Annotated in this window: 10 protein-coding genes; 8 read left to right on the top strand and 2 right to left on the bottom strand. The window is 65.1% G+C overall.

Annotated features, from left to right (window positions below; all coding sequences use genetic code 11):
* Positions 1 to 2 precede the first annotated feature (2 nt).
* Both AQZ59_RS01680 and AQZ59_RS01675 read right to left on the bottom strand, forming a co-directional pair.
* Positions 3 to 995 (bottom strand): bile acid:sodium symporter family protein, encoded by a 993-nt coding sequence (locus AQZ59_RS01680; RefSeq protein ID WP_062612535.1) that lies wholly within the window; start codon positions 993 to 995, stop codon positions 3 to 5.
* The gene (locus tag AQZ59_RS01675; protein WP_062612532.1) at positions 979 to 1,254 is read right to left on the bottom strand and encodes a YciI family protein; all 276 of its coding nucleotides are present in this window, start codon (positions 1,252 to 1,254) and stop codon (positions 979 to 981) included. Before AQZ59_RS01675 ends, AQZ59_RS01680 begins: the two co-directional genes overlap by 17 nt.
* Before the next feature lie 94 nt (positions 1,255 to 1,348).
* On the opposite strand from AQZ59_RS01675, the gene uvrA reads away from it, so the two are divergent.
* The 8 genes from uvrA (at position 1,349) to tpiA (ending at position 12,450) form a co-directional block, all read left to right on the top strand.
* On the top strand, positions 1,349 to 4,213 hold the full coding sequence (uvrA, locus tag AQZ59_RS01670) for an excinuclease ABC subunit UvrA (RefSeq protein ID WP_062612528.1): 2,865 nt from the start codon (positions 1,349 to 1,351) through the stop codon (positions 4,211 to 4,213).
* Entirely contained in the window at positions 4,214 to 6,196 is a 1,983-nt protein-coding gene (gene uvrC, locus AQZ59_RS01665; RefSeq protein WP_062612526.1) for an excinuclease ABC subunit UvrC, read from the top strand.
* A 19-nt stretch (positions 6,197 to 6,215) separates the two neighbouring features.
* On the top strand, positions 6,216 to 7,169 hold the full coding sequence (gene rapZ, locus AQZ59_RS01660; RefSeq protein ID WP_062612523.1) for an RNase adapter RapZ: 954 nt from the start codon (positions 6,216 to 6,218) through the stop codon (positions 7,167 to 7,169).
* Positions 7,166 to 8,113, top strand: a complete 948-nt coding sequence (locus AQZ59_RS01655) for a gluconeogenesis factor YvcK family protein (RefSeq protein ID WP_062612521.1) — start codon at positions 7,166 to 7,168, stop codon at positions 8,111 to 8,113. Before rapZ ends, AQZ59_RS01655 begins: the two co-directional genes overlap by 4 nt.
* Before the next feature lie 47 nt (positions 8,114 to 8,160).
* Positions 8,161 to 9,141 carry a DNA-binding protein WhiA gene (whiA, locus tag AQZ59_RS01650; RefSeq protein ID WP_062612519.1) on the top strand — a complete coding sequence of 327 codons (981 nt, stop codon included), beginning with the start codon at positions 8,161 to 8,163 and terminating at the stop codon, positions 9,139 to 9,141.
* Positions 9,142 to 9,350: 209 nt separating this feature from the next.
* A complete protein-coding gene (gap, locus tag AQZ59_RS01645) occupies positions 9,351 to 10,355 on the top strand; it encodes a type I glyceraldehyde-3-phosphate dehydrogenase (protein ID WP_062612517.1) in 1,005 nt (334 codons plus the stop codon).
* 124 nt (positions 10,356 to 10,479) lie between these two features.
* Positions 10,480 to 11,673 carry a phosphoglycerate kinase gene (locus tag AQZ59_RS01640; RefSeq protein WP_062612515.1) on the top strand — a complete coding sequence of 398 codons (1,194 nt, stop codon included), beginning with the start codon at positions 10,480 to 10,482 and terminating at the stop codon, positions 11,671 to 11,673.
* Entirely contained in the window at positions 11,674 to 12,450 is a 777-nt protein-coding gene (gene tpiA / locus AQZ59_RS01635; RefSeq protein ID WP_062612513.1) for a triose-phosphate isomerase, read from the top strand.
* Positions 12,451 to 12,503: the final 53 nt, after the last annotated feature.

Below are 12,503 nucleotides of genomic sequence, written 5' to 3'. Positions count from 1 at the left end.
CTTCACGACGACGACGCCGCGGCTTCCTCCGCCTCCGCCTGGTCGCCGAGCCGGCGCGCGATCATCGCACACACCATCAGCTGGATCTGGTGGAAGATGATGACGGGCACGACCACGGCACCCACGATTGCCGGGTCGAAGAGCGCCTTGGCCATGGGAAGGCCGGTGGCGAGCGACTTCTTCGAGCCGCACATCAGTAGCACGATGCGCTGGGGGCGCTTGAAGTGCAGGGGCTTGCCGCCGTACCAGGTCACTGCCAGCATGATGGCGAGCATGGCGCTGAGGACGATAAAGAGCACGATGAAGCCGCCGAGCGTGACCGAGCTCCAGGCGTTGTCGGCCGTGGCCTTGAGCACCGCCACGAAGACCACGAGGATGATGGCGCAGTTGTCCGTGTACTTGGTGATGTTGCGGTGGGCGCGCATCCAGTCGCCCAGGCGCGGCTGGAGTAGCTGGCCAATGATGAACGGCAGCAGAAGCTTGAGGAGCACGGATTCGATGCCGCCGGTGTGGGCGTCCTCGAGGTTCATGAAGAGCAATACGAGGAGCGGGGAGAGGAACATGCCCAGGATGTTGGACACGGTCGCGGAACACACTGCCGCCCCGATGTCACCGCGCGCGATCGACACGAAGGTCACCGAGGACTGTACGGTCGAGGGCAACAGGCTGAGGTAGAGCAGGCCCGTGGCGAAGGACGCCCCGATGATCCCGCCCAGCGTGTAATACATGGCCAGACCAACGAGCGGGAAGATAACGTAGGTGGCCACGAGCACGGACACCTGCAACTTGATGTTGCGCATGCCCTCGATGACCTCGCTGGTGCGCAGGCGCATGCCGTAGACAAGGAAGACCATGCCCACACCGATATCGGCCAGCTCCGAGAGCCAGGAGATGTGGCGTTCCGGGACGGGCACCACCAGGCCCAAAATGAGGGCGGTGATGATGCCCGTCAGGAGGAAGTCAGGACGAAGGAAACGCTTAAGCCCAAGGGCCATAAACTTGGGTCCACTCGAGGGCTTCGCGGTCGGTGATGAGGGAAGCCTGGTTGAACGGGTCCGCATCGACGAGCGCGAGTGCGGCGACGGCGTCGTCGGCCTCCACAATGATGAGCGCACGGTTGCCCTCGAGGGGGCCGGAGGCGAGGAGCACGCCGTCGTCGAAAAGGGACTTGAGGAACTCGCGGTGCTTGGGGCGCACGGCGGCGAGCGCCTCGGTATCGCTGACGTAGGTGTATCGAATCGCGTAAATTGCCATGCGCTCATTCTAGTGGAGTGGTCAAGGGGCGGGCTGTGGCAAAAACGTCAAACAAGCGTTCGATTGTGTCGGAGGCATTGTTTAGACTGAGGTCGTGCATGACGACATTCGCATTCAAGGCGCCCGCGAACACAACCTGAAGAACGTCTCGTTGGAGATTCCACGCGACAAGATGGTGGTGTTCACGGGCCTGTCCGGCTCGGGGAAGTCCTCCCTGGCGTTCGACACGATTTTTGCCGAGGGCCAGCGCCGCTATGTCGAGTCGCTGTCGGCGTACGCACGCCAGTTCCTCGGGCAGATGGACAAGCCGGATGTGGATTTCATTGAGGGCCTGTCGCCCGCGGTGTCGATCGACCAAAAATCCACCAACCGCAACCCGCGCTCCACGGTGGGCACGATTACGGAGGTCTACGACTACCTGCGTCTGCTGTACGCGCGCGCGGGCACACAGTATTGTCCGGTGTGCGGGGAGAAGATTGAGGCGCAGAGCGCGGAGAAGATCGTCGATCGCCTGCTGCAGTTGGATGAGGGCACGCGCTTCCAGATCCTCGCGCCGGTCATTCGCGGCCGCAAGGGTGAGCACGCGGACGTGTTCCGCACGCTGAGCGCGGACGGGTATTCGCGCGCGCGGGTGGATGGACAGCAGGTGCGGCTCACCGATCCGCCCACGCTGGCCAAGACGAAGAAGCACAACATCGACGTGGTGGTGGACCGGCTCGCGATTCGCGAGGGCATGCGTTCGCGCCTCAATGACTCGGTGGAGACCGCGCTGCGGCTGGCCGACGGGCGGCTCATCGTCGAGTTCGTGGACCGGGATGCGGACGATCCGGAGCGCGAGCGGAAGTTCTCCGAGTACCGCTCCTGCCCGAATGACCACGTGCTGGAGATCGAGGAGATCGAGCCGCGCACGTTCTCCTTCAACGCCCCCTACGGCTCGTGCCCGGCGTGCGATGGCATCGGCTACACTGTGCAGGTTTCGGAAGACCTGGTGATTGCGGATGAGGACATGACGCTGGAAGAGGGTGCGATCATTCCGTGGACCACGACGGCGTCCGGCCCGGCTCGCGACTACCATATGCGCCAGCTCGAGGGCCTGGGCGAGCAGCTCGGATTCGACCTCAACACGCGGTGGAAGGACCTGTCGGGCGAGGCGCGGGACGCGATCTTGCACGGTCTGGATTACAAGGTCAAGATGACCTACCGCAACCGCTGGGGCCGGGAGAAGGTGTACTCCACGGGCTTCGAGGGCGTGTTGCACTTCGTCAAACGCAAGCACGATGAGACCAGCTCGGAGTGGTCGCGCGAACGGTACGAGGGCTTCATGCGCGAGGTCACGTGCGAGGTGTGCGGGGGAGCGCGCCTTCGCCCCGAGGTGCTCGCGGTGCGGGTGGGGGAGCTCAACATCTTTGAGCTGACCGAGCTGTCGATCGTGGACGCGCTCGACTACCTGTCGCACATCGAGCTCGGGCAGCGCGAGCGCAAGATCGCCGACGCCGTCCTTAAGGAGATCCTGGCCCGGCTCACCTTCCTGGTCAACGTGGGCCTGGACTACCTCACGATGTCACGCTCCGCGGGATCGCTCTCAGGTGGTGAGGCCCAGCGTATCCGCCTGGCCACCCAAATCGGCGCGGGGTTGGTGGGCGTGCTCTATGTACTCGACGAGCCGTCGATCGGCCTGCACCAGCGCGACAATGAGAAGCTGCTCTCCGCCCTGCTACGCCTGCGGGATCTGGGTAACACGCTCGTCGTCGTCGAACATGATGAGGACACGATCCGGGCGGCGGACTGGGTGGTGGACATCGGCCCGCGCGCCGGCGAGCACGGCGGCCACATCGTCTATTCGGGCGAGCCGGCTGGAATCGTGGACTGCGAGGAGTCGCTGACGGGCGCCTACCTCAAGGGCGCGCGGGAGATCGCGGTGCCCACGAGCCGGCGTCGCGTGTACAAGACCAAGCAGATCGAGGTGACGGGCGCGCGGGAGAACAACCTGCGCGGCATCGACGTGAAGTTCCCGATCGGCGTCATGACGGCGGTGACGGGCGTGTCCGGATCGGGCAAGTCCTCACTCGTTAACACGATCTTGTACCGGGTGCTGGCCAACAAGCTTAACCGCGCCCAGACGTTGCCCGGCAAGCACGGCAAGGTCAAGGGCCTGGCGGAGTTGGACAAGGTGGTTCACGTGGACCAGTCGCCGATCGGGCGCACCCCGCGCTCGAACCCGGCCACGTACACCGGCATGTGGGACCCGATCCGCAAGCTGTTTGCCGAGACGGAGGAGGCGAAGGTGCGCGGGTACGGGCCCGGGCGCTTCTCCTTCAACGTCAAGGGCGGGCGCTGCGAGTCCTGCTCCGGGGACGGCACGCTGAAGATCGAGATGAACTTCCTGCCTGACGTGTACGTGCCGTGCGAGGTGTGCCACGGCACGCGCTACAACCGCGAGACCCTGGAGGTGCACTACAAGGGCAAGAACGTGGCCGAGGTGCTCGACATGACCATCTCGCAGGCGCGCGAGTTCTTCGGCTCGGTCACCCGCATCACCAAGTACCTCGAAGTGCTGGAGAACGTGGGTCTGGGCTACATCAAGCTCGGCCAGCCGGCCACCACGCTCTCGGGAGGCGAGGCCCAGCGGGTCAAGCTTGCCTCCGAACTCCACCGGCGCTCCACGGGCCGCACGGTCTACATGCTCGACGAGCCGACCACCGGCTTGCACTTTGAGGACGTGCGCAAGCTGCTCGGCGTGCTGCAAGAGCTGGCGGATAAGGGCAATACGATCATCGTCATCGAACACAACCTTGACGTCATCAAGTCGGCCGACTGGGTGATCGACCTGGGGCCGGAGGGCGGCAAGGGCGGCGGGCTCGTCGTCGCCGAGGGCACGCCGGAACAGGTGGCCATGGTGGCCGACTCGCACACGGGCCACTACCTCAAGCCGATCTTGGATAAGGCGGGAACCTTGTAGATGGCCAATCCGGAAAGCTATCGCCCGAAGACGGGCGATATTCCCAGGGACCCGGGCGTCTATCGTTTTATCGACGATGACGAACGGGTCATCTACGTGGGCAAGGCCAAGAACCTGCGCCAGCGCCTGCAGAACTACTTCCAGGATCCGGCGTTGCTCCACCCGCGCACGCGCCAGATGGTGTTCACGGCGGTGCGGGTGCAGTGGGTGGTGGTCGCCTCCGAGATCGAGGCGCTGACGCTGGAGTATTCGTGGATCAAGGAGTTCACGCCGCGCTTCAACGTCATGTACCGCGACGACAAGTCCTACCCGTACCTGGCGATCACGATCAGCGAGGAGTTCCCGCGGGTGATGGTCACCCGTAACGCTCACCGGCGTGGGAACCGCTACTACGGGCCGTATACGAAGGTGTGGGCGGTGCGCGATTCGCTCGACCAGCTCTTGCGCGTGTTCCCGATACGTTCGTGTTCGGCGGGCGTGTTTCGCGGGGCAGAGCGCTCGGGACGCCCGTGCCTGCTGGGCTACATCGGCAAGTGTTCGGCCCCGTGCGTGGGGCGGGTGAGCGGCGACGAGCACCGGGACATCGCGCGGCAGATGGTGCGCTTCCTTGACGGCACGGGGGAGGACCTCATCTCGCAGAAGAAGAAGGAGATGGCGGCGGCCTCCGCCGATCTTGACTTCGAGCGCGCGGCCCGGTTGCGCGACGACGTGCGGGCACTCGAGGTGGTGGCCGAGCGCAACACCGTGGTGCTGGATGCGGACGTGGACGCCGATGTCTTTGGGCTCGTGTTTGACGAGCTGGAGGCCTCGGTGCAGGTGTTTTACGTGCGCGGCGGGCGGATTCGCGGCCAGCGCGGCTGGATCTCCGCGATCGAGGACGAGGGCGCCGAGGGCCTGGTGAACCACCTGCTGGTGCAGGTGTACGGCGAGCACACGGGCGGGAAGGCGAAGTCGCGCGCCAGGTCTGTGGACGACGTCGACCACACGGCCGCATCCGCCCTCCCGCGCGAGATCTGGGTGCCCACCATGCCCGACGACGCCGCCACGATCGCCTCGTGGCTGACCGAGCTGCGCGGGGCGAAGGTGGCGATCAAGACCCCGCAGCGCGGGCCGAAGGCGCAGCTGATGGAGACGGTGAAGACGAATGCGGCGCAGGCGCTCCAGCGTCACAAGTTGGCCCGGGCGGGCGACATCACGGAGCGCTCCCAGGCGCTCGAGGAGTTGCGTGTGGGGCTTGACCTGCCCCGCGCGCCGCTACGTATCGAGGGCTACGACATCTCGCACACGCAGGGCACGCACCAGGTCGGCTCGATGGTCGTGTTTGAGGACGGGCTGGCGAAGAAGGCCGACTACCGGCATTTCGTGGTGCGCGGCGAGGACGGGCTGGGGGCGCGTGATGATACGGCGGCGATGGATGAAGTGTTGCGCCGCCGCCTCAAGCGGCTCGTAGCGCCCGCGCCGGAGCCGGGTGCGCCCGGGGAGCTTGACGCACCCGAAGCCGAGGCCAACGAAGTCGTGTCCCCCGAGCCCAAGCCGCGCTTTGCGTACCGGCCGGACCTCATCGTCGTCGACGGCGGCCTGCCGCAGGTGAACGCCGCCCAGCGGGTGGTTGACGAGCTGGACGCGGACGTGACCGTGATCGGGCTGGCTAAGCGCCTGGAGGAGATCTGGGTGCCGGGGGAGGAGTTCCCCATTATCCTGTCGCGTACGTCCCCGGCGCTGCGGCTGCTCCAGCACCTGCGCGATGAGTCACACCGTTTCGCCATTACGTTCCATCGCAAGCGGCGCTCGGCGTCGATGACGCGCTCGGCCCTGGATGAGATCCCGGGTCTGGGGCCGGTGAAGCAGGCGGCGTTGCTCAAGCAGTTGAAGTCCGTGGCCCGGATCAAGGCGGCAAGTGCGGAGGACCTGCAGGCCGTGCCGGGTATTGGGCCGGCGATGGCCGCCGCGATCGTCGCTCACTTTTCAGGAAAGTCGGAGTGAAAACTGGCACGATAGTGTTATGACGATCTCCCACGATGACATTAATGACACGGGCAAGATCCCGCGCCTGGTACCCGAGCTTGACCGCGAGGTGAGCCTTCCTGCCGCGGATATCCCCGAAATCCTCATTATCACGGGCATGTCCGGGGCGGGCCGGTCGCGCGCGGCTGCCACGCTTGAGGATATCGGTTGGTACGTCGTCGACAACCTGCCCCCGCGCCTGCTGAGCGCGCTGGCGGGCCTCATCTCGCCGGTGGACGGGCAGGCGGTGCGCCGGCTGGCCGCGGTCGTTGATGTGCGTTCGCGTGAGTACTTCCGGGAGTTGGTGGAGGTGCTCGATCAGCTGCAGGAGCGCAGGCAGGATTACCGGATCATGTTCCTTGACGCCTCGGACGAGGTTCTGGTGCGCCGGTACGAGTCCGTGCGCCGGCCGCACCCGCTGCAGGGGGACGGGCGCCTGCTTGACGGGATTCGCCTCGAGCGCGAGGTGCTCGCCCAGTTGCGCACGCGCGCCGACATGTTGATTGATACCTCGTCGCTCACGGTCCATGACTTGGCGCGCAAGATCCGACAGAACATGCAGGAGGCCGGGGAGGACGATCCGCACCTGACGATCATGTCCTTCGGCTTCAAGTACGGCCTGCCGATGGACGCCGACCACGTGGCGGACGTGCGCTTCCTGCCCAACCCGTATTGGGTCTCCGAGCTACGGCACCTGACGGGCAAGGACGAGCCTGTGTCCAACTTCGTGCTCAGCATCGATGGCGCGGAGGAGTTCATCGGAGGATACGCCAACCTCATCGATCCGATCCTCGAGGGCTACAAGCACGAGCTCAAGCCGTATGTGACGATCGCGATCGGGTGCACGGGCGGTAAGCACCGCTCGGTGGCGATGACGGAGCGGCTGGCCGAGCTCATGCGCGCGCGGGGGCATTCCGTGCGGGTTTTCCATCGAGACTTGGGGCGCGAATGACCAGCGGGGCGCGCGGCGCGAAGGTGGTAGCGCTGGGCGGGGGACACGGCCTGTTCGCCACGCTCAGCGCGTTGCGCCTGCTCACGCGCAACATCACGGCGATCGTGACCGTGGCCGACGACGGCGGCAGCTCCGGCCGGCTGCGCGAAGAGTTCGACATCCTCCCACCCGGCGATTTGCGCATGGCGCTGTCGGCCCTGTGCGACGACGGCGAGTGGGCGCTGACCTGGCGTGACGTCATGCAGTACCGGTTCACCTCCGAGGGCCCGCTCAACGGCCATTCGCTCGGCAACCTCCTCATCACGGGCGTGTGGGATCTGCTGGGGGACCAGGTCAAGGGGCTGGATCTTGTGGGGCGGCTGCTCGATGCCGCGGGTACGGTGTTGCCGATGTCGTCCACGCCGCTGCGCATTGAGGCAGAGGTGTGCGACGATTCCGGTCCGCACACGATCTTTGGCCAGGCGGGGGTGGCCACGTGCAAGGCGGAGATCAAGCAGGTGCGCCTCATCCCGGAAAACCCGCCCGCGGTGCCCGAGGCGATCGCGGCGATTCATGACGCCGACTGGGTGATTTTCGGCCCCGGCTCCTGGTTCACCTCCGTCATCCCGCACTTGCTCGTACCGGAGCTGTACGAGGCGCTGGCGGCCACCCCGGCCAAACGTGCACTGCTCATCAACCTTGTTCCCGACGACGAGACGCGTACGCTCTCACCCGCCGATCACGTGCGCTCCTTCCACGAGCACGCCCCGAGCCTGGCGCTTGACCGGATTGTTATCGACGACGGCCCCGGTACTCACTGGGGCAAGCTGTCGCGGGAGGCGGAGGAGTGCGGGGCGGAGATCCTGGCCCGGCCGCTCGCGGATCGCCGTGATCCCGCGCGCCACGACGTGCTTTTCCTCGCCTCGGCCCTGCGCGAGTTGCTCGGCTCAAGTCCGCGCTGGTAAAAGCCTTTACGTATAATGGATGTCCCGCACACATCTTGGGAGGAATCATGCCGCCGTTGACCGTCACCTTGAAGGACGAACTGTCCGCGGTGTTTCCGCGGACGGCGTCGTCGATGACCGCCGAGGTTTCGGTGATGTTCCGATTTGCCGGCGGGCTCCAGATTAACGACGGCGTGGTCACGCTCCAGGCTGAGCTCGATCACCCGGGCGCGGCCCGGCACATGTGCGAGCTCATCAAGGCGGTGTTCTCCGTTGATGCGGACCTCGTGGTGGTGAAGAACTCCGGGCGGGCGGGCAACACGTACGTCGTGCGGATTACGAAGAACGGCGAGCGAATCGCGCGCAGGCTCGGATTGCTCGACACGCTGGGACGGCCTGTGCGCGGGCTGCCGGCGCAGATCGTGGGTGGGTCAAAGGCCGACGCGGCGGCTGCCTGGCGCGGGGCGTTCCTCGCGCGCGGGTCCCTCATGGAGCCTGGCCGGAATGCGGCGCTTGAGCTGACCTGCCCCTCCCTGGAGGCTGCTTACGGGATCGGCGGGCTCGCCCGTCGTTTGGAGAGCCCCTACCGGGCGCGCGAGGCCCGCGGCGCCTACCGGGTGGACATCCGCGAGGGGGATGCGATCTCGGACATGCTCAGTCGCATGGGATCGAACGACGGGGTGTTGCTGTGGGAGGATCTGCGTACCGAGCGCGAGGTCCATGGCCAGGCTAACCGTCTGGCCAACTTTGACGATGCGAACATGCGCAGGTCGGCCGACGCGGCCGTCGTCGCTGTCATCCGTGTCAAGCGTGCCTTCGAAATCCTGGGGGAGGAGGTGCCCGACAACCTGCGCGAGGTGGGCAAGTTCCGCATGCAGTACCCGGAGGATTCGCTCAACATGCTGGGTGGGCGGCTCAACCCGCCGGCTACGAAGGACGCGGTGGCCGGGCGCCTGCGCCGGCTCAACACGATGGCCGACAAGCGGGCGGCCGAGCTCGGAATCCCTGACACGATGGATGCCGTCTCCGACGTCCAGCATCGGCTGTAGCGGCGTCCTTTTCACACGCGGGCAGGGCGCGTCGAGCTTGTCAGCTATGTGTGAAGAAACGGCTTAGGTCCCTGCGGGCCTTGCGCGATTCGTTGTAGAATCTTTACGAAACGTGAGCGGCCACGCGAGACGCGCGTCCAGCGATCGTTGCGGGAACTTCCCGCTAATCCATTCACAACGTGTGGTGCGTCCACACAAGGAGGACAAGAGTGACCATTAAGGTTGGAATCAACGGATTTGGCCGTATCGGCCGTAATTTCACGCGTGCAGCTCTTGCGCAGGGTGCGGACATCGAGATCGTTGCGGTCAACGATCTGACCGATAACAAGACCCTCGCTCACCTGCTGAAGTACGATTCGATCCTCGGTGCCCTTGAAGAGGAGGTCACCTACACGGACGAAGAGATCAAGGTTGGCGACCGCGTCATCAAGGCTTTCGAGGAGCGCGATCCGGCGAACCTCCCGTGGGGCGAGCTCGGTGTTGACATCGTCATTGAGTCGACCGGCCGTTTCACCAACGCGGATGACGCCAAGAAGCACCTTGAGGCTGGCGCCAAGAAGGTCCTCATCTCCGCCCCGGCGAAGAACGAGGACATCACGATCGTCATGGGCGTGAACCACGGCGATTACGATCCCGCCAAGCACAACATCATCTCCAACGCTTCCTGCACCACCAACTGCCTCGCTCCGATGGCAAAGGTTCTGAACGAAGAGTTCGGTATTGTCAAGGGCCTCATGACCACGGTTCACGCCTACACGGCTGACCAGAACCTCATGGATGGCCCGCACAAGGATCTGCGCCGCGCCCGCGCCGCTGCCCTGTCGATCATCCCCACCTCCACCGGTGCTGCCAAGGCTGTTGCCCTGGTCCTGCCCGAGCTCAAGGGCAAGTTCGACGGCTACGCTCTGCGCGTCCCGGTTCCGACCGGCTCCGCTACCGATCTCACCTTCGAGGCCGAGCGCGAGCTCACCGTTGAGGAGATCAACGCCGCCATCAAGAAGGCTGCTGAGGGCGAGCTTAAGGGCATCCTGAAGTACACCGAGGATCCGATCGTGTCGAAGGACATCGAGACCGATCCGCACTCCTCGATCTTCGATGCCGGCCTGACCAAGGTCATCGGCAACCAGGTCAAGGTTGTTTCTTGGTACGACAACGAGTGGGGTTACTCGAACCGTCTCGTTGACCTCGCCGTTCTTGTCGGCAAGTCGCTCTAAGCGCGTCGCCAAGTAGAGTGCCCGCACATGCGCGACATGTGCGGGCACTTTTACAGAAAATGTCTTCCTCCGGGCGCCCGCGCGTCTTCGTGCTCGCGCGCGCCCGATCAGAAAAGGAGAATTCATGAGGACCATCGATTCGCTCGGCGATCTCGCCGGCAAGAAGGTTTTTGTCCGCTCGGACTTTAACGTCCCGCTGGACAAGGAAAAGAACATCACGGACGACGGCCGTATTCGCGCCGCCCTGCCCACCCTCACCCGCCTCATTGACGCGGGCGCCAAGGTCATTGTCTCGGCGCACCTGGGCCGTCCGAAGGGCGAGGTCAACCCCGACTTCTCGCTGGCGCCCGTGGCTGCCCGCCTGTCGGAGCTGCTGGGCAAGGACGTGAAGCTGGCTGAGGACACGGTTGGCGAGTCCGCGAAGGCGCTGACCGCCGATATGGCAAACGGCGACGTCGTCCTGCTGGAGAACGTCCGCTTCGATGCTCGCGAGACCTCGAAGGTGGATGCGGAGCGCGAGGAGCTTGCCTCCGAGTATGCGGCGCTGGCTGACGCCTTCGTGTCCGACGGCTTCGGCGTTGTTCACCGCAAGCAGGCCTCGGTTTACGACATCGCGAAGAAGCTGCCGAGCGCTGCCGGCGAGCTCGTCTTCAAGGAGATCGACTCCCTGTCGAAGGCCACGAAGGACCCGGCTCGCCCCTACACGGTGATCCTGGGCGGCTCGAAGGTTTCGGATAAGCTCGGCGTGATCGACAACCTGCTCGACAAGGCCGATCGTCTGCTCATCGGCGGCGGCATGGCCTACACCTTCCTCAAGGCGAAGGGCAACGAGGTGGGCACCTCCCTCCTCGAGGAGGACTTCGTGGAGAAGGCTGGCGAGTACCTGAAGAAGGCTCGTGAGGCCGGCGTCGAGATCCTCGTCCCGGTTGATAACGTGACCGCCCCGGAGTTCAACGCTGACGCCCCGGCCTCCATCTACGACACCGGCGAGATGCCGGCTGACGAGATGGGCCTGGACATCGGCCCGAAGACCCGTGAGGGCTATGCCGCCGCGATCGCCGATTCGAAGACGATCGTGTGGAACGGCCCCATGGGCGTGTTCGAGTTCCCGGCGTTCGCCAACGGCACGAAGGCCATCGCCGATGCGATGGAGAAGGCTGAGGGCTTCACGATCGTCGGCGGTGGCGATTCCGCGGCCGCGGTTCGCACCCTCGGCTTCGACGAGGCCAAGTTCAATCACATTTCCACCGGCGGCGGCGCCTCCCTCGAGTACCTCGAGGGCAAGGAGCTTCCCGGCATTGCAGTTTTGGAGGACTAAATGACCCGCACCCCGCTTATGGCAGGCAACTGGAAGATGAACCTCGATCACCTCGAGGCGATCTCCCTGGTTCAGAAGCTTGCCCTCACCCTCAAGGATCTCAAGCACGATTACGCCACCACCGAGGCGGCCGTGATCGTCCCCTTCACCGACATTCGCTCGGTGCAGACCCTCGTCGAGTCGGAGGAGTTTGAGATCGGGTACGGCGCGCAGGACGTGTCGATCCACGACAAGGGAGCCTTCACCGGCGAAATCTCCACCGGCATGCTCACCAAGCTCGGCTGCACCTACGTGGTGGTTGGCCACTCGGAGCGCCGCGAGTACCACGGTGAGACCTCCGAGCTCGTGGGCAAGAAGGCCAAGAAGGTCCTGGATGCGGGCATGACCCCGATCATGTGTTGCGGCGAGGCGCTGGACGTGCGCAAGGCCGCCAACCAGGTCGACTTCGTGCTCGGCCAGATCGAGGAGATGCTCGCGGGTCTCACCGCTGAGGAGGTGGCCAAGTCGGTCATCGCTTACGAGCCCATTTGGGCCATTGGCACCGGTGAGGTCGCCACCCCGGAGGACGCCCAGGAAGTCTGCGGCGCGATCCGCGTCAAGGTGGGCGAACTTTACGACGACGCCACGGCGCAGGCCGTTCGTATCCAGTACGGCGGCTCGGTGAAGTCTTCCAACGTCAAGGACATCATGGCTCAGCCGGATGTGGACGGCGCGCTCGTGGGCGGCGCTTCGCTTGATGCCACGGAGTTCGCGAAGATCGTGACCTTCCTCGTCTAAGCGATAGGTCTCACACCCGGGAGGGGAGCGGCATTCACGCTGTTCCCCTCCCG

It is taken from the genome of Trueperella bernardiae, assembly GCF_001469025.1.
GTDB lineage: Bacteria > Actinomycetota > Actinomycetes > Actinomycetales > Actinomycetaceae > Trueperella > Trueperella bernardiae.
This window is presented reverse-complemented; position numbering and strand designations above follow the sequence as displayed.